Source organism: Microbispora sp. H10836 (assembly GCF_012999525.1).
GTDB lineage: Bacteria > Actinomycetota > Actinomycetes > Streptosporangiales > Streptosporangiaceae > Microbispora.
The window spans coordinates 528,019-545,307 of record NZ_JABBWU010000002.1; the positions used below are offsets into that span (position 1 = coordinate 528,019).

Sequence of the window (17,289 nt, forward strand, 5' to 3'; positions counted from 1 at the left end):
GGGAGCATCGGATGGAGAAATCCCAGGTAGCGGATTTCACGGCCGATGCGGGCAAGGGTGAATCTGAACCGGTAGGATGGGAGCGCTCCCACCACAGGATTGTGGATTGGGCCCCCCGTATGTCAATGACAGGTTGCCGACGCCTCACCCGGTGACCCCGCCGCACGGTGAGCCGGGGCCCCTTGCTGGTCTTTTGCCCCTCCCTGACGGATGTGGCGAGATTTCATAACTGAAACTTTCATCTGTAACGGCCCGGCCGTTCAGCCCGCCGTGGCCGGTGGTTAGGGCTCTCGGCTGCGGGTAGGCGCTTCCCAACCCTGGAAGGGAGGCAGGCCATGACCATCCAGAAGGAGTCGCTGTCCACGGGCGAACTCGTCCGACGGCTGTCCGAGGACGTCTCCCGGTTGATCCGCGACGAACTGCGGCTGGCGCGGCTTGAAATGACGCGTAAGGGCAAACGCGCGGGTATGGGCGCGGGCCTGCTCGGAGCCGCGGGTCTCATCGCGTTCTACGGCGGGGGAGCCCTCGTGGCCACGGCGATCCTGGCGCTCGCACTGGTGCTGCCCGCGTGGGGCAGCGCCCTGATCGTAGGCGCCGCGCTGCTGGCACTCGCCGGGCTGCTCGCCCTGGTGGGCAAGGAGCAGGTGTCCCGCGCGGCGCCGCCCACTCCCGACGAGGCGATGCGCAGCCTCAAAGCAGACATCGACGTCATGAAGGAGAGTGCGCGCAGATGACCGAGACCGACCCCGGAGCGGCCCGGCCGAACGCCGGTGCCGTGGGTGTGCACAGACAGGACGTGTCCGAGCCGGTCACCGAGCCGGAGTCGCTGAACGCCGTGCGGCAGTCGCGGCCCGGTCCCGAACCCGTCGCCGCGGCCCGGGACACCGAGACCAAGGGCGAGGACGAGAAGAAGGGCCACGACGAGATCGCCGAGGTCCGCCAGGAGATCGAACGGACCCGCGACCACCTCGGCGACACGATCGAGGCCCTGGCCGCCAAGGCCGACGTGAAGGCGCGGGCGCAGGAGCGCGTGCACGCGACCACCGCCGCCGCGCGGGCCAGGGTCGCCGGAGTCACCGGCCGTGTGCGCGAGGCCACGCCGGAGCCGGTGCGCGGAGCCGCCGGCAAGGTGGGCGAACAGGCGAGGCGCCGTCCCGGCGTGGTCGCCGCCGCCGGAGTCGCGGGGACCGCGCTGCTGCTGCTCCGCCGCGTCATCACCCGGAGCCAGGGCCGTACGGCGAGGCCGGGCGTGTCCGGCATGTTCCAGAAGCAGGGCATGCCGGCGAAGGCCCGCGGGTTCGGCGGAGGCCGCATGGGCCGGGGGATGGGCAGGCTCGGGACCTCCGGAAAGACCGGCAAGCCGGTCGGCGGATATCGGATGCTCGGCGCCAAGAAGAGGGTCGGCGGCCTGGGCCCGCTCGGTGGCAAGGGCGTGTTCGGCGGGAAGAGCGCCTTCGGCGGGCTGCGCGTGCCCGGCGGGAAGAGCGCGTTCAGTGGGCTGCGCATGCCCGGTGGTAAGCGCGGCTTCGGCGGGATGAGCGCGTTCGGCCGGAAGACCATGTTCGGCGGCAGGGGAATGCGCGGCATCTTCGGCCGGAGCCGCATGTTCGGCGGCCGCCGGATGTTCTCGCATCCACGTCACACGCTCATGCGGAGGTTCGCCCACCGATGACCGACCCCGAGGACGAGCAGGGGCCGCTCGAGAGGCTGTCGCGTCGCGACTGGATCGGAGTCGTCAAACGCACGGCCAAGGAGTTCAAGGAGGACAACGTTCCCGACTGGGCGGCCTCGCTGACGTACTACGCCGTCCTCTCGATCTTCCCCGGGCTGATCGTGCTGGTGTCGATACTCGGCCTGCTGGGCCAGAGCGCCACGGAACCGCTGCTCGGGAACATCAAGTCGTTGACGCCGGGGCCGGTCCAGCAGATGCTGCAGACCGGCCTCGCCAACGTGCAGGAGCACCAGGGCACCGCCGGGGTGTTCGCGGTCACGGGTCTGCTGCTCGCGCTGTGGGCGGCCTCCGGCTACATGGGTGCGTTCATCCGGGCGACCAACGCGATCTTCGACATCCGCGAGGGCCGTCCGTTCTGGAAGGTGACCCCGCTCCGGGTGGGGCTGACGCTCCTGCTGGTGATCCTGATGGCGGCCTCCGCGCTCGCCGTCACCTTCACCGGCCGGCTCGCCGAGATCGCGGGGAACCTGATCGGCCTCGGGCCGACGGCGGTCACCGTCTGGGGCATCGTGAAGTGGCCGGTGCTCGTGCTGCTCGCGGCGGGCATGATCACGCTGCTCTACTACGCCGCGCCCAACGTCCGCCAGCCCGGCGTGCGGTGGCTCAGCCCCGGCAGCGTGTTCGCCGTCGTGGCCTGGGTCGTGGTGTCCGCCGGCTTCGGGCTGTACGTCGCGCGGTTCGGCTCCTACAACAAGACGTACGGCACGCTCGCGGCCGTCGTCGTCTTCCTCGTCTGGCTGTGGCTGTCGAACATCGTCATCCTCAGCGGCGCCCAACTCGACGCCGAGCTCCAGCGCGGCCGCAAGATCGCGGATGGTGAGTCCCCGGCGGAGCCGTACGTCGACCCCCGCGATCCCCCGAAGAACCCCGAACCCGAGGAAGGCCTGGGCGAGGTGCCCGAGACGCGGCGCGAAGCGCGCCAGGAGACCGACGCGCGCTGAGGCCGCCCTCGGCGTCATCGCATTGGAAGCCCCGGAAGGCCCGGCCCTGCGCCGGGCCTTCCTGCGCCTTCTCCCGGCACGGGAGACGACGGGGCCGGGGTCCGGTCAGCAGCAGTAGTACTCCGCGCTGGCCGGCGTGGCCGACGCCGCGGCGATTGCGGCGGTGACGCCGATGGACATGAGGGCGGTGAGAACGGCGGCGGCGATACGTCGGCGCATGACGAGCTCCTTTTCGAGTCTCGGTAGGGGGATCTGTCGCGCGTCCGGGCTCGGCCGCGTTCCACTGCGGTGAAGCCCGCGCGAAGCAATCCTCACTGTTGGAGACACGAGTCACGGATGCCAGGTCTGTGCATGTCCGGAACAATTCCGAACGTTGGAGAACCGGTGCCGTCGGTCCCCTGCGGCGGGAAGATCCAGAATAGTATTCTGGTGTGACGGTCCATGAAGCCCGCATCGGGCGCTATTACGAGGACTTCGTGGTCGGCGACGTCTACCAGCACCCGCTCGGCCGGACGATCAGCGAGGCCGACAACACCTGGTTCACGCTGCTGACGATGAACACCAACCAGAACCACTTCAATGCGCACTTCGCCGCCGGGTCTCCGGCCGGGAAGATCATCGTGAACTCGGGGCTCTCGGTGGCGATCGTGCTCGGGCTGTCGGTCATCGACGTCAGCCAGACGGCCATGATGAACCTCGGCTGGGACGAGATCCGGCTGACCCATCCGGTCTTCGTGGGCGACACGCTCTACGCCGAGTCGATGGTCGTCGACAAGCGCGAGTCGAGGTCCCGGCCGTACGCCGGCATCGTCACCTGCCGGACCCGGGGGCTGAACCAGGACGGCGACGAGGTGATGTCCTGGCGGCGCTCGGTGATGGTCTACAAGCGCGACGCGCCGCACGACAAGGGATACTTCCCGCGCGCCAAGACCGGCCCGATGGAGGCGTGATGGACTTCGAGCTGAACGAGGACCAGCGGCTGTTCCGGCAGACGCTGCGGGAGTTCGTGGACAAGGAGATCGTCCCCGTCGCGCCGGAGTGGGAGCGCACGGGCCGCTACCCGGCGGAGATCGTCGAGCGGTTCGCGCAGCTGGGGCTGTTCGGCATCACGATCCCGGAGGAGTACGGCGGGCTCGACCTCGACCGGGTGTCGTTCGCCCTCGTCTTCGAGGAGATCGCCCGGGGCTGGATGGGCGTGGCGGGGGTGCTCGGCTCCCACTCGCTGTCCGCCTGGATGATCGCCAAGTACGGCACCGAGGAGCAGCGCCGCCACTACCTGCCCGACCTGGCCACCGGCGCCCGCCGCACCGGGATCGCGCTGACCGAGCCGGGCGCGGGAACCGACCTGCAGGGCATCGCCACCCGGGCGGTCCGCGACGGCGACCACTACGTCGTCACCGGGACCAAGACGTGGATCACCAACGCGCGGCACGCCGACCCGCTGCCGGTCCTGGTGAAGACCTCGATCGAGACGCCCGCCCACCGCGGGATGTCGGTGCTGCTCGTGGACGCCGGCAGCGAGGGCCTGACCGTCAGCCGCGACCTGCCCAAGCTGGGCTACAAGGGCACGGAGACGTGCGAGGTCGTCCTCGACGGCGTGCGGGTGCCGGCGTCCCGGCTGCTCGGCGGCGTGGAGGGGCGCGGCATGCAGCAGGTGCTGTCGGCGCTCGAACTCGGCCGCCTCAACATCGCCGCCCGGGCCGTCGGCGTCGCCCAGTGCGCCTACGACGCGGCCCTGGGCTACGCCCGCGAGCGGCACGCCTTCGGGCAGCCGATCGCGGGCTTCCAGGCGATCCAGCTCAAGCTGGCCGACATGGCGACCGAGATCCAGGCGGCCAGGCTCATGACGTACTGGGCGGCCACGAGGTCGGCGGCGGGGCCGGTGCGCAGCGAGGCGGCGATGGCGAAATACTTCGCCTCGGAGGTGGCGCTGCGGGCGACCATGGAGGCGATGCGGGTCCACGGCGGGTACGGCTACTCGCAGGAGTTCGTGGTCGAGCGCCTCTACCGGGACGCGCCGCTCATGGCGATCGGCGAGGGCACCAACGACGTGCAGCGGCTGATCATCGCCAAGGCCCTCGTCGAGGGCGACGCCATGCTGGGCTGGTGACCGTGGACGGCTGCGTGTTCTGCGAGATCGCGGCGGGGGAGCGGCCCGCCCACGTGGTGCTGGACGACGAGGTCGCGGCGGCCTTCCTCGACGCCCGGCCGGTGTTCAAGGGGCACGTGCTCGTCGTGCCGCGCGGCCACGCCGAGACCCTGCCGGACCTTCCGCCGGAATCGGTCGGGCCGTTCTTCAGCCGGGTCCAGGCCGTCGCGCGCGCGGTCGAGGCGGGCACCGGCGCGGCCGGCACGTTCGTCGCGATGAACAACCGGATCAGTCAGAGCGTGCCCCACCTGCACGTCCACGTGGTGCCGCGCAACCGCAAGGACGGCCTGCGCGGCTTCTTCTGGCCCCGCGTCAAATACGACGGCGATGCCGAGATGGAGGACTACGCCGTCCGCATCCGCGCCGCGCTGGACGCGCCCGCGGGTCCTCGATGAAGCCCGGACAGCCCTGGCGGGCGGAGGCATCGCCCGCCCGTTCCAGGCGCCGCGTCACATGCCCCGCCGACCCTGTCGTATCCGACAAATCTACGTCGTAAAGGACAGCAGCATGGATTTCCTGCGTACCCCCGACGAGCGCTTCGCCGAGCTGCCGGACTTCCCCCACGAACCCCGCTACGCCGAGGTGACCGGCGGCGCCCGGATGGCGTACGTCGAGGCGGGTCCCGCGGACGGCCCGCCGGTGCTGCTGCTGCACGGGGAGCCGAGCTGGTCGTTCCTCTACCGGCACGTCATGGCCGTGCTGGCCGAGGCGGGCTGCCGGGCCGTCGCCCCCGACCTGGTGGGCTTCGGCCGCTCGGACAAGCCGTCCCGCCTGGAGGACCACACCTACGCCCGGCACGTGGAGTGGGTGCGGTCGCTCGCCTTCGACGCGCTCGGCCTCCGGGGCGTGACGCTGGTGGGCCAGGACTGGGGCGGGCTGATCGGGCTGAGGCTCGTGGCCGAGCATCCGGACCGGTTCGCCCGGGTCGTCGCCGCCAACACCGGCCTGCCGACCGGCGACATCCCGATGCCGGAGGTGTGGCACCGCTTCCGGGAGGCCGTCGAGAAGGCGCCCGTGCTCGACATCGCCCGGTTCGTCCAGTCCGGCTGCGTCGCCGAGCTGCCCGAGCCCGTACGGCGGGCCTACGACGCGCCGTACCCCTCGGAGGAGTTCAAGGCGGGGCCGCGGGCGATGCCGGGCCTGGTGCCGATCACCCCCGGCGACCCGGCCGCCCCCGCCAACCGCGCCGCCTGGGAGACGCTGACCCGTCTCGACCTGCCGTTCCTCGTCGCGTTCTCCGACCGCGACCCCATCACCGGCGGCATGGCGCCGATCCTGAAGAGGGCCATGCGCGGCGCGGCCGGGCTCGACCACCCCGTCATCGCGAACGCCGGCCACTTCCTGCAGGAGGACGCGGGCCGCGAGCTGGGCGAGGCCGTCGCCGCGTTCGTCCACAAGACGCCCGCCCGGTAGCCCCCGGGACCGCCACCGCCGGGGGAGCCGTCTTCGCCGCGCGAAGCTCGTCACGCCTCCCGGTACGGCCTCCACAGGATCGCGAGCACCGCCACGACCACGAGGGCCGTGAGCTGCATGACCACGATTCCCCTGCGTCCACGCCGCCCGGCGACGACCAGACTGGCGGCCAGGATCGCGGCCATGACGCCGTAGGAGCCGTAGGCGACGGTGGAGCGGAAGGACATCTCCGCCGTCCACTGCGCGAAAGTGGGGTCCCCGCCCGAGCAGAGCACCGAGGCGCCGTCGCACAGCACGCCGCGGTCGCGCGCCCAGTCGATGGCGAACCCCGTGGCCATCAGCAGGGCGAGATCCATGATGAGAACCCCGACGGCGATGGTGACACGCTCGGCGGGGTCGTCCGCCTTCATGAGGACGAGCCTGAAGGGCCGCGGATCGGGCGCGCTCGCCCGAGCGTCCCGGCGCGCGATGACGACCGTTCACCGCCGCGCGAGCGGGCGGGCGGCGGACGGGGGGTAGGCTGCGGCGGCGTGGAACCGGTCGTCACCGCGCTCGTCGTCGCCGTCCTCGTCACCGTGCCGGCCGTCGTGCTGTGGCGGGTGCTGCGCGGCCGGCGCGACCTCGGCAGCAGCCCCGCCGAGCGGGCGACCTTCGAGACGCTGCACACCGCGTCGCTGGCCGCGCCGCCGCTGCGCGCCGGGCTCACCCAGGCCGGGGCGCTCAAGGCGTCGCGGCACCTGCGCGAGCTGCTCGGCTCCCCGGCCATCGCCGTCACCAGCGTGGAGGAGCTGCTCGTCTACGACGGGGCGGGCGACCACCACGCGGCCGACGCGTTCGAGCACGCCGCGGAGACGCTGAAGGACGGCCGCACCCAGGTGCTCGCGCTCGACTGCGCGCGGCCCGAGTGCCCCGTCAGGCACGCCGTCGTCGTCCCGCTCACCACAGACGACCGCGTCGTCGGCTCGCTCGCGGCGTACGGCGACCACGCCTCGGCCGGGCTCGTGCGGGCGGCGCAGGAGGTCGCGAGGTGGGTGGACTCCCAGCTGGAGCTGGCCGAGCTCGACCGTTCCCGGACCATGCTGATGGAGGCGGAGGTCCGGGCGCTGCGGGCGCAGATCTCGCCCCACTTCATCTACAACTCGCTGACCACCATCGCGTCGTTCGTCCGCACCGACCCGGAACAGGCCAGGGAACTGCTGCTGGAGTTCGCCGACTTCACCCGCTACTCCTTCCGGCAGCACGGCGACTTCACCACCCTGGCCGAGGAACTGCGCTCGATCGACCGCTATCTCACGCTCGAGCGGGCCAGGTTCGGCGACCAGCTCCAGGTCACGCTGCGCATCGCGCCGGAGGTGCTGCCCGTGGCCGTGCCGTTCCTGTGCCTGCAGCCGCTCGTGGAGAACGCCGTACGGCACGGCCTGGAGGCCAAGCCGGGCGTGGGCCGGATCACGATCGTCGCCGAGGACGCCGGCGCGGAGTGCGTCATCACCGTCGAGGACGACGGCGTCGGTATGGACCCCGAACGGCTGCGGCGGGTGCTGGCGGGGGAGGACCGCTCGGGCGCGGGCGGCATCGGCGTGGCCAACGTCGACGAGCGGCTGCGCCAGGTCTACGGCGACGAGTACGGCCTCGTGGTGGAGACCGGGGAGGGGGCCGGCACCAAGGTCGCCGTACGGGTCCCCAAGTATCACCCCGGCGTCCGGACCTGAGCCGAGGATCATCTCGGCTCCGCCGTCGTCCGGGCTGAGCTCGGCCCGCCGCGATCCCAGCCGTGATGCGGTCGTGATGGGGAGGCGTTGACTTCCGCACGTTCCGGTCATCACCCTCTTAGGCATCGGTCGGTGCGAAAGGGGTGATCGTGAGCGGTCTGCGGGTCCTGGCGGTGGACGACGAGCAGCCCGCGCTGGAGGACGTCGCCTACCTGCTGCGCGCGGACCCCCGGATCGGCGACGTGCTCACCGCCCGCGACGGAGCCGCCGCGCTGCGGCTGCTCGACCGCGCCATCGCGGACGGCAGGCCGGTGGACGCGGTCTTCCTCGACATCCGCATGCGCGGGCTCGACGGGGTGGTGCTGGGGCGGCTGCTGACCCAGTTCACCCGGCCCCCGAAGATCGTCTTCGTGACGGCGTACGAGGCCCACGCCGTCGACGCGTTCGAGCTGAAGGCCGAGGACTACCTGCTCAAGCCCGTACGGCCGGAGCGGCTGGCCGAGGCGATCCGCCGGGTGTGCGGCAGCCGGGGCGAGCAGGGAGAGGGACCGCAGGCGGACACGATTCCGGTCGAGCTGGGCGGCGTCACCCGGTTCGTGGCCAGCACCGAGGTGCGCTACGTCGAGGCGCAGGGCGACTACGCGCGGCTGCACACGGCGACCGGCAGTCACCTGGTCCGCATCCCGCTGGCCACGCTGGAGGAACGCTGGGCGTCGGCCGGGTTCCTGCGCGTCCACCGCAGCCACCTCGTCGCGGTGAAGCACATCGACGAGCTGCACATCGACTCGGGCAAGTGCGTGGTGCGGGTCGGCGACACCGAGATCCCGGTGAGCCGCCGCCACACCCGGGAGCTGCGCGACCTGCTCGTCCGCCGAGCCAGGAAGGGCCAGGCCCGGTGAGCGCCACGGAGCCCGGGCGGTGACCGGCAAGCCCCGCAGGGCGGCGGCAGGCGCGCGCGGACAGGGCGAGGGGACGGCGCCGAGCGGAAAGCCGCGCAGGGTGACGGTGACCAGCCCCCGCACGGCGGCGGCGCCCAGGCCGCGGCACCCGCTCACCCGGGAGATCGACGAGCAGACCCGCCTGGGCGAGGTCTACATGGGCTCGCTGGTGCGGACCCAGTTCCGCCTGGCGTTGTTCGTGTGCACCGTGCTGGCCTGCGTCGTGGGCGGCCTGCCGCTGCTGTTCCTGCTGGTCCCGGAGTTGCGCGCGGTCCACCTGTTCGGGCTGCCGCTGCCGTGGGTCGTGCTCGCGGGGCTGGTCTACCCGGCGCTCGTCGCGGGCGCCTGGCTGTACGTGCGGCAGGCCGAGCGCAACGAGCGGGACTTCGCCGACCTCGTGGAGCGCCGGTGAGGACGGTACGCCGGTGAGCCAGATCGCCGCGGTCGTCCTGGTGATGCTGGCGACCGTGCTCATCGGCGCGTTCGGCATCCGGATGTCCCGCACCACGTCGGACTTCTACGTCGCCTCGCGCACGGTCTCGCCGCTGTGGAACGCCTCGGCGATCGGGGGCGAGTACCTGTCGGCGGCCTCCTTCCTCGGCGTCGCGGGGCTGATCCTCACCTTCGGCGCGGACATGCTGTGGCTGCCGGTCGGCTGGACCGGCGGCTATCTCGTGCTGCTCGTGCTGGTGTCGGCGCCGCTGCGGCGGTCGGGGGCCTACACCCTGCCCGACTTCGCCGAGGCGCGGCTGGAGTCGATGACGGTGCGGCGGCTGTCGAGCGTCCTCGTCGTGCTGATCGGCTGGCTGTATCTCATGCCGCAGTTCCAGAGCGCCGGGCTGGTCTTCGGTACCATCACCGGGGCGCCGCCGTGGGCGGGCAGCCTGCTGGTGGCGGTGGTGGTGGCGACCAACGTGCTGTCGGGCGGCATGCGGTCGATCACCTTCGTCCAGGCGTTCCAGTACTGGCTGAAGCTGACCGCGCTGGCGGTGCCGCTGGCGTTCATGCTCGTGGCCTGGTGGTCCGACGGAACGCCGGGGCTCGCCCCGGGGGACGAGTGGGCGCTGCCGCTGCACGGCCGCGAGCACCCGGTCTACGAAACGTACTCGCTGATCCTCGCGACGTTCCTCGGGACGATGGGGCTGCCGCACGTGCTCGTCCGCTTCTACACCAACCCCGACGGCCGGGCCGCCCGCCGCACCACGCTCCTCGTGCTGACGCTGCTCGGCGCCTTCTACCTGATGCCCGCCGTGTACGGCTACCTCGGCCACGTCTACGGCATGCCGGAGAGCGACACCGTGGTCATCGCGCTGCCCGGCCGGCTGGTCGGCGGGCCGGTGGGCGAGTTCCTGACCGCGCTGGTGACCGCGGGGGCGTTCGCGGCGTTCCTGTCGACGTCGTCGGGGCTGACGGTGTCGGTCGCCGGGGTGATCGCGCAGGACATCCTGCGCGGCGGGGTGCGCGCGTTCCGCGTCGCGACCGTGCTCGCGGTGCTCGTGCCGCTCGCGCTGGCCGGCGCGGCCCGCTCGCTGCCGGTGGCGACCGTGGTGGGGCTGGCGTTCGCCGTGGCCGCCTCGTCGTTCTGCCCGCTGCTCGTGCTCGGCATCTGGTGGCGCAGGCTGACGACGGCGGGGGCGATGGCGGGGTTGCTGGCCGGCGGAGGGCTGGCCTGCGCGGCGGTCGTGGTCACCATCACCGGCGGCCCGCACACCGGCTGGGCGGGGTCGCTGCTGGCCCAGCCGGCGGCCTGGACGGTGCCCGTGTCGTTCACGGTCATGGTGGTGGTGTCGCTGCTGACGCCGTCGCGGGTGCCGCGCGGCGTCGCGCGCACCATGGTCCGCCTGCACACGCCGGAGACGCTGAACGTCGACCGCGGTGACTGGCACCCGCGGTACATGTAGTTCGTCCGGCGGCGGCCGCCGGACCACTCGGCGCGTGCAAACGACCATTCGTCGCACGGATGCGCCATGTGAACGAGCGGGCGGTACGGCTGGGCGACGCGGCGGGCGTCGGGACTCGTCGGCGGACGCGTCGCGCTCCTACGTTGAAGTGATTCAGATCACTTTGCCGGAGGAGATCTTGTGACCGTCCAGCACGATCCATCGGTTTATGAGCGTATACAGGCGGGTGAGCAGTTCCAGGAGCTGCGCCGCCGCTACCGTTCCTGGGCCTTCCCCATGACCGTCGCCTTCCTGGCGTGGTATCTGCTCTATGTGGTGCTCTCCGGGTTCGCCCGGGACTTCATGGGCGCCAAGTTGTTCGGCAACATCAACGTCGCCCTCGTCTTCGGCGTGCTGCAGTTCGTCTCGACGTTCCTGATCGCCTGGGCGTACTCGCGGCACGCGGCGGCCAAGCTCGACCCGATCGCCGACGAGCTGCGCGGCGAGGCCGAGAGCCGTGACGAGATCGGGGAGGGCGCCAAGTGAGTCACGAGACGCTGTCCACGATCCTCTTCGTGGTCTTCGTTGCCGGTACGCTCGCCATCACGTTCTGGGCCAGCCGCAACACCAAGAGCGCGTCCGACTTCTACGCCGGCGGCCGATCGTTCAGCGGCCTGCAGAACGGCCTGGCGATCGGCGGCGACTACATGTCGGCCGCGTCGTTCCTCGGCATCGCCGGCATCATCGCGCTGTCGGGCTACGACGGCTTCCTCTACTCGATCGGCTTCCTCGTCGCCTGGCTGGTGGCGCTGCTGCTGGTCGCCGAGCTCATGCGCAACTCCGGCAAGTACACGATGGCCGACGTGCTGGCGTTCCGGATGTCGCCGCGCCCGGTCCGTACGGCGGCCGGCGTGTCCACGATCGTCGTGAGCATCTTCTACCTGCTCGCGCAGATGGTCGGCGCGGGCGCGCTCGTCGGCCTGCTGCTCGGCGTCCACTCCGAGGCCGGCAAGATCTGGACGATCATCGCGGTCGGCCTGCTGATGATCATCTATGTCGTGTTCGGCGGCATGAAGGGCACCACCTGGGTGCAGATCGTCAAGGCCGTCATGCTGATGGTGGGCGCGGCGCTGATCACCCTGCTCGTGCTCGGCAAGTTCGGCTTCAACCTGTCCGGGCTGCTCGGCGACGCCGCGAGCGCGAGCGGCAAGGGCGAGGCGTTCCTCAAGCCCGGTCTCAAGTACGGCACCGACGCCCAGGGCGTCTGGGGCAAGATCGACCTGATCAGCCTCGGCCTGGCCCTGGTGCTCGGCACCGCCGGCCTGCCGCACGTCCTCATCCGCTTCTACACGGTGCCGACCGCCAGGGACGCCCGCAAGTCGGTCATGTGGGGCATCGGCATCATCGGCGTGTTCTACCTGCTGACGCTGGTGCTCGGCTTCGGCGCCGCGGCCGTGGTGGGCTCGAAGACGATCGCCGAGGCCGACAAGGCCGGCAACACGGCGGCCCCGCTGCTCGCCCAGAAGGTGGGCGAGGACCTCTTCGGCGATGTGGGCGGCACGGTCCTGCTCGCGGTCATCGCGGCGGTGGCGTTCGCCACGATCCTCGCGGTCGTCGCGGGCCTGACCCTCGCGTCCTCCTCCAGCTTCGCCCACGACCTGTACGCGCACGTGTTCAAGCGGGGCGGCGCCACCGAGCGCCAGGAGGTCGTGGTCGCCCGGATCGCCGCGTTCGTGATCGGCGCGGTCGCGATCGCGCTGAGCATCTTCGCCCAGTCGCTCAACGTGGCGTTCCTCGTCTCGCTGGCCTTCGCGGTCGCCGCGTCGGGCAACCTGCCAGCGATCCTCTACAGCCTGTTCTGGAAGAGGTTCAACACGGCGGGCGCGGTCTCGGCCATCTACGGCGGCCTGGTCTCCGCCGTGGTGCTGGTGATCTTCTCGCCGGTCGTCTCCGGCGCGCCGACGTCGATGTTCCCCGACGCCGACTTCCACCTGATCCCGCTGTCGAACCCGGGCATCTTCTCGATCCCGATCGGCTTCCTGTGCGGCTACCTCGGCACGATCCTGAGCAAGGAGTACAACGCTCCGAAGTACGCGGAGATCGAGGTCCGCTCGCTGACCGGCCTCGGAGCCGAGAAGGCCACGAGCCACTGACACCGGGTTCCCGGCCGTACGTCGCCGGCCTCCCGGCGGTGCCACACACCGCCGCCGGGGGCCGGCACCCCCACACGCCCGGCCGCGCGCGCTGCGCCACCCACCGCAGCGAGGCGCGGCCGGGCGTATGCGTGCCCTGTCCCTCGCGTCATGGTGTTGGGGCACCCGCTCTGGTTATGGTTCGGTCCGTGGACAGCCCTCTCCAGACGGCCAAGGCGTGGTCGCGTTCGCGCTCGCGGAGAGGGATGCGGCCGCCCGACGGCGACGCCCGCACCCGCATCCTCGACGCCGCCGAGGAACTGTTCGCGGGCGGCGGCTACGAGGCCACGCCGACCGCGCGCATCGCCGAACTGGCCGGCGTGCCCAAGGGCCTGGTCTTCCACTACTTCCCCCGCAAGATCGACGTACTGATCTCGCTGGTGGACGAGCGCACCGTGGTGGTCGAGGAGGAGGTCGAGGCGGTCCCCGGCGACGCGGCGGGCGCGCTGTCGCGGCTCGCCCGCAGGCTGCCGCTGCGCGCGTCCCCCGCGATGCGGCGCATCCTGTTCCGGGAGGCCGACACCCACCTGTCCGTACGGGAGCGGCTCGGCCGTCTCAACGCCGAGATCATCCGCCGGGCCAGGTTCGCCCTGGAGCTCGCCCTGCCGGGCGGGCGTGGTGACGCCGCACGGCTGGAGGCCGCCGCCGCGACCTTCGCCGCGGTCCTGCTCTACCAGGAGAGCATCTGCCTGCTCACCGGCCACCACATCGACCCCGACGCGGTCGCGGAGCTGATCGCCCACGCCCTGCACTGACCGGAACAGGGCCGGCCGCCGGGGGTCAGGCGGGCACCATCTCCTCCCGCTCCTCCCGCTCCTCCCGGGGCCGTACGGGCACCGCGTCCTCTTGGCGGGCCACGTCGTGCGGGGAGTCGTCGAGCAGGGCCAGGAGCTCGTCCATCGCCTCGCGCAGGTGGTCGACCACGCTCCAGACGTCCGGCAGCCGGGTGGGGCAGGCGACGACGCCGATGTCCAGCCGGCCGTCGTAGGACGCGCAGGTGATGCTGAGCCCCCCGGTGGCGTCGGTGACCACCGACAGCGGGTGGTAGGACAGCATCCGGGCGCCGCAGAGATACAACGGCAGGCGGGGACCGGGAACGTTCGACACGATGAGGTTGACTCCCGCCCCCGCGACGCCCGCGAGGCGGAACACCACCGGCGTTGCCAGCGCCGCGAAGGCGTTCGGCACCATCGCGCACACGTCGTCCAGCCAGGTGCGGTGGGACACGGCGAAGCGCCGCTTGGCGGTGGCCAGCGCGGCGCGTACGGCCGTCAGCCGCTCCCTGGGGCAGGCGACATCGGTGGCCAGCGGCGTGACCATCGCCGAGATGCGGTTGCCGACCCGCCCGGCGTCACGGGACGACCCGTCCGCGTCCGGCGTACGCGGCCGCAACGCCACCGGTACGGCGGCCACCAGCGGCCGGTCGGGCAGCGCGTCGTGGGCGACCAGCCAACGCCGCAGCGCCGAGGCGCACAGCGTCATCACCACGTCGTTCGGGCCCATGCCGAAGGCCCTGGCCACTCTCCTGACCTCCGCCAGCGGCACGGAGCCGAAGGCGACCTCCCGCATGCCGGAGATCGGGCCGTTGAACGGCGTGCGCGGCGCGACCAGCGGCGGCGTCTCGGGCAGCGGGCGCGAGTCGCCCGCGATCGCACGGGCGGCCTGGGCGACGAGCCGGGCGTCGGGCAGCGCCGCGACCACCGGGATCGTGTCCAGGTCCGCGGCGGCACGGGCGAGCGAGCACAGCGTCTCCACCGGCTGGACGATCGACCGGGCGACCGCCCCGGCGAGCATCGTGAGGAGGCTGGGCGGCCCCGGCGGCGCCGGGGCGGGAGGGACGTCCACCTTGCGCGGCCGCGGCGACGGGTCGAGCAGCGCGGTCAGGACCTCCGAGCCCGACACGCCGTCGATCGCGCAGTGGTGCACCTTCATGTACAGGGCGCAACGGCCGCCCGCCAGGCCGTGGATGAGGTGCGCCTCCCACAGCGGCCGTCCGCGGTCGAGCCGCCGCGCGTGGACGCCCGCCACGTACGCCGCCAGTTCCCGCTCCCCGCCGGGCGCCGGAAGGGTGGCCTCGTGCACGTGGGCGTCGAGGTCCACGTCCGGGTCGTCGAGCCAGTACGGCCGGTCGAGCCCGAAGGGCACGTCGGCGAGCCGCATCCGCAGCGGAGGGGCGAGATGCAGCCGCTCCCGCAGCAGGGCGAGCAGCGCCTCCCTGGTCAGGGCGCCGGAGGGCGAGGTGGACGGGTCGAGCACGGCGACACCCGCCACATGGGCCGCGGTCGTCGCCGACTCCACGCTCAGGAACTGCGCGTCGAGTGCCGTCAACTGGCGCATCTCGTCATCCTTCCGCTCACGCCGCCCGATCCGCCGCCGGTCCGTCGCCCCGGCGCCGGTCGTCGCCCGGCTCCGGTCCGCCCGGGCGTCGTCGGCCGGCAGTCCTCGCACCCGCGGGGAGTCCCCGGCGCCCGACGATCACCCGTTCACGCACCGCGACCATCATCGCGGCGCGGAGTTACCGGCGCATTTCTCCCACGTGCCGCCCGGGGATGTTCAGGCGCGCCCGTGACCTGCGCGAGGAAATCCGGGCGCCGCGAGCGGGCAGGCCGCGTCGCGCCCGGCCGCCGGCCGGGGCGCGTGAGGGGTCAGGCCCTGCCCAGGTGGGCCAGCAGGCGATCGAGGGGCCAGGTGTTGACCACGTCGTCCGGGGTGAGCCAGGCCCGCTGCGCGATGCCCACGCCGAACCTCTGGTGGGCCAGGTGGGGGATGGCGTGGGAGTCGCTGTCGATCGAGAACTTCACCCCGTGGTGGCGCGCGAGCCGCACGAGGTCGGAGGGCAGGTCGGCGCGGTCGGGGTAGGAGTCGATCTCCATGATCGTGCCGGTCCTGGCGGCGGCGCGGAACACCGCATCCCAGTCCGCGTCCACCGGCGGCCGCTTGCCGATCTTCCGGGTCGTGGGGTGACCGATGACGTGGACGTGCGGGTTCTCGCACGCCGCGATGAAGCGGCGGGTCATCTCCTCCCGCGACTGGGTGAAGTGCGAGTGCACCGACGCGACGCAGACGTCGAAGCCGGCCAGCACCTCGGCCGGCCAGTCGACCGAGCCGTCCGGGGCGATGTTCAGCTCGCTGCCGTGCAGCAGCCGCATGTCCCGGTAGCTCTTCTGCAGCTCGGCGATGCGGGCACGCTGGGCGAGGGCCTTGTCGAGGGTCATCCGCTGCATGACCAGGTCGGGCGCGTGGTCGGTCACCGCGTAGTAGGAGTAGCCGCGCATCGCGGCGGCGGCGACCATGTCCTCCAGCGAGGCGATCCCGTCGGTCAGGTCGGTGTGCGTGTGCAGGTCGCCCCGCAGGTCGTGCAGCTCGACCAGGCGCGGCAGCTCGCCCCGCAGCGCGGCCTCCACCTCGCCGCCGTCCTCGCGCAGCGCGGGAGGCACCCACTGCATGCCGAGCGCCTGGTAGATCTCCTCCTCGGTCTCCGAGGCGATGAGGCGGTCGCCGTCGAACAGGCCGTACTCCGACAGCTTCCAGCCTTTCTTGACCGCCATCTCCCGGATGCGGACGTTGTGCTCCTTGCTGCCGGTGAAGTAGACCATCGCCGCGCCCCACGACTCGGCGGGGATCAGCCGCAGGTCGACCTGGAGGCCGCGGTCGCTCCTGACCGAGGTCTTCCGCTCGCCCTTCGCGATGACTTCGGTGACGTACGGCTGCCGCGCGAACAGCTCCATCAGGGCGGGGTCGCCGACGGCGAGGATGTCGATGTCGCCGATCGTCTCGCTCATCCGGCGCAGCGACCCGGCGAAGGCGATCCGGTCGGCGGGCAGCGAGGCGATGACCCGCTCGGCCAGATCGGTGGCGACGCCGAGGTGGACCCGGTCGCCCGAGCGCTCCATGTGCTCGATGCCTTTGAGCAGGTTCTCCTCGGTCTTGGCGCCGAAGCCGCGCAGGCCGTTCAGACGGCCGGCCCGGATCGCGTCGGCCAGCGCGGTGGGGGAGTCGATGCCGAGCTCCTGGAACAGGAACAGCGCTTTCTTCGGGCCGAGCGAGGGAATCCGGGTCAGCATGCGCACCCCCTCGGGCACCCGGCCGCGCAGGTCGTCGAGCTGGCGGAAGCTGCCACGCTCCAGGAACTCCTCGATCTTCTTGGCGATGGCCTCGCCCACGCCGGGGATCGACCGCAGAGTCTCCCTGGTGAGATCCTCGGGGAATCCCGCGATGGACTTGGCCGCCCTCTGGTAGCTGCGCACGCGGAAGGCGTCCCCGCCGTTCAGCGCGAAGAGCTCGGCATACTCCTGCAGCGCTGCGGCCGCCTCGTCATTGGCCCGTCCCATGCGT

17 protein-coding genes are annotated in these 17,289 nt (G+C 72.0%); 14 read left to right on the forward strand and 3 right to left on the reverse strand.

Translation table 11 applies throughout. The features are described 5' to 3' along the window. Positions 1-335: 335 nt before the first annotated feature. The 7 genes from HHX30_RS07085 (at position 336) to HHX30_RS07115 (ending at position 6,235) form a co-directional block, all read left to right on the forward strand. Positions 336-734 carry a phage holin family protein gene (locus tag HHX30_RS07085; RefSeq protein ID WP_169980565.1) on the forward strand — a complete coding sequence of 133 codons (399 nt, stop codon included), beginning with the start codon at positions 336-338 and terminating at the stop codon, positions 732-734. Next, positions 731-1,672 carry a DUF3618 domain-containing protein gene (locus HHX30_RS07090; protein WP_169980567.1) on the forward strand — a complete coding sequence of 314 codons (942 nt, stop codon included), beginning with the start codon at positions 731-733 and terminating at the stop codon, positions 1,670-1,672. Before HHX30_RS07085 ends, HHX30_RS07090 begins: the two co-directional genes overlap by 4 nt. After that, positions 1,669-2,673 carry a YihY/virulence factor BrkB family protein gene (locus tag HHX30_RS07095; RefSeq protein WP_169980569.1) on the forward strand — a complete coding sequence of 335 codons (1,005 nt, stop codon included), beginning with the start codon at positions 1,669-1,671 and terminating at the stop codon, positions 2,671-2,673. Before HHX30_RS07090 ends, HHX30_RS07095 begins: the two co-directional genes overlap by 4 nt. A gap of 431 nt (positions 2,674-3,104) precedes the next feature. After that, a complete protein-coding gene (locus HHX30_RS07100) occupies positions 3,105-3,623 on the forward strand; it encodes a MaoC family dehydratase (RefSeq protein ID WP_169980571.1) in 519 nt (172 codons plus the stop codon). Beyond that, entirely contained in the window at positions 3,623-4,783 is a 1,161-nt protein-coding gene (locus HHX30_RS07105) for an acyl-CoA dehydrogenase family protein (RefSeq protein ID WP_169980573.1), read from the forward strand. Before HHX30_RS07100 ends, HHX30_RS07105 begins: the two co-directional genes overlap by 1 nt. Beyond that, complete coding sequence (locus HHX30_RS07110) at positions 4,780-5,217, forward strand: HIT family protein (protein WP_310741913.1); 438 nt, start codon at positions 4,780-4,782, stop codon at positions 5,215-5,217. The genes HHX30_RS07105 and HHX30_RS07110 overlap by 4 nt, the downstream gene beginning before the upstream one ends. A 112-nt stretch (positions 5,218-5,329) precedes the next feature. Next, the gene (locus HHX30_RS07115; RefSeq protein ID WP_169980575.1) at positions 5,330-6,235 is read left to right on the forward strand and encodes a haloalkane dehalogenase; all 906 of its coding nucleotides are present in this window, start codon (positions 5,330-5,332) and stop codon (positions 6,233-6,235) included. A 50-nt stretch (positions 6,236-6,285) separates the two neighbouring features. On the opposite strand, the gene HHX30_RS07120 is transcribed toward HHX30_RS07115, so the two are convergent. Beyond that, complete coding sequence (locus HHX30_RS07120; RefSeq protein ID WP_169980577.1) at positions 6,286-6,645, reverse strand: hypothetical protein; 360 nt, start codon at positions 6,643-6,645, stop codon at positions 6,286-6,288. 120 nt (positions 6,646-6,765) lie between these two features. On the opposite strand from HHX30_RS07120, the gene HHX30_RS07125 reads away from it, so the two are divergent. From HHX30_RS07125 to HHX30_RS07155, 7 genes are all read left to right on the forward strand, one after another. Further along, on the forward strand, positions 6,766-7,944 hold the full coding sequence (locus HHX30_RS07125) for a sensor histidine kinase (RefSeq protein ID WP_169980579.1): 1,179 nt from the start codon (positions 6,766-6,768) through the stop codon (positions 7,942-7,944). A gap of 149 nt (positions 7,945-8,093) precedes the next feature. Further along, on the forward strand, positions 8,094-8,843 hold the full coding sequence (locus tag HHX30_RS07130; protein WP_169980581.1) for a LytTR family DNA-binding domain-containing protein: 750 nt from the start codon (positions 8,094-8,096) through the stop codon (positions 8,841-8,843). 19 nt (positions 8,844-8,862) lie between these two features. After that, complete coding sequence (locus HHX30_RS07135) at positions 8,863-9,294, forward strand: hypothetical protein (protein WP_249349730.1); 432 nt, start codon at positions 8,863-8,865, stop codon at positions 9,292-9,294. Positions 9,295-9,307: 13 nt separating this feature from the next. Next, complete coding sequence (locus HHX30_RS07140) at positions 9,308-10,783, forward strand: cation acetate symporter (protein ID WP_311922162.1); 1,476 nt, start codon at positions 9,308-9,310, stop codon at positions 10,781-10,783. A 180-nt stretch (positions 10,784-10,963) separates the two neighbouring features. Next, positions 10,964-11,308: a DUF485 domain-containing protein gene (locus tag HHX30_RS07145; RefSeq protein WP_169980583.1), complete on the forward strand. Its 345-nt coding sequence runs from the start codon at positions 10,964-10,966 to the stop codon at positions 11,306-11,308. Next, positions 11,305-12,915, forward strand: coding sequence for a cation acetate symporter (locus HHX30_RS07150; protein WP_169980585.1), 1,611 nt, complete (start codon positions 11,305-11,307; stop codon positions 12,913-12,915). Before HHX30_RS07145 ends, HHX30_RS07150 begins: the two co-directional genes overlap by 4 nt. Before the next feature lie 188 nt (positions 12,916-13,103). Beyond that, positions 13,104-13,709 (forward strand): helix-turn-helix domain-containing protein, encoded by a 606-nt coding sequence (locus tag HHX30_RS07155; protein WP_310741915.1) that lies wholly within the window; start codon positions 13,104-13,106, stop codon positions 13,707-13,709. A 25-nt stretch (positions 13,710-13,734) separates the two neighbouring features. On the opposite strand, the gene HHX30_RS07160 is transcribed toward HHX30_RS07155, so the two are convergent. Further along, on the reverse strand, positions 13,735-15,291 hold the full coding sequence (locus HHX30_RS07160) for a wax ester/triacylglycerol synthase family O-acyltransferase (RefSeq protein WP_169980587.1): 1,557 nt from the start codon (positions 15,289-15,291) through the stop codon (positions 13,735-13,737). 308 nt (positions 15,292-15,599) lie between these two features. Next, entirely contained in the window at positions 15,600-17,285 is a 1,686-nt protein-coding gene (gene polX / locus HHX30_RS07165) for a DNA polymerase/3'-5' exonuclease PolX (RefSeq protein ID WP_169980589.1), read from the reverse strand. Positions 17,286-17,289: the final 4 nt, after the last annotated feature.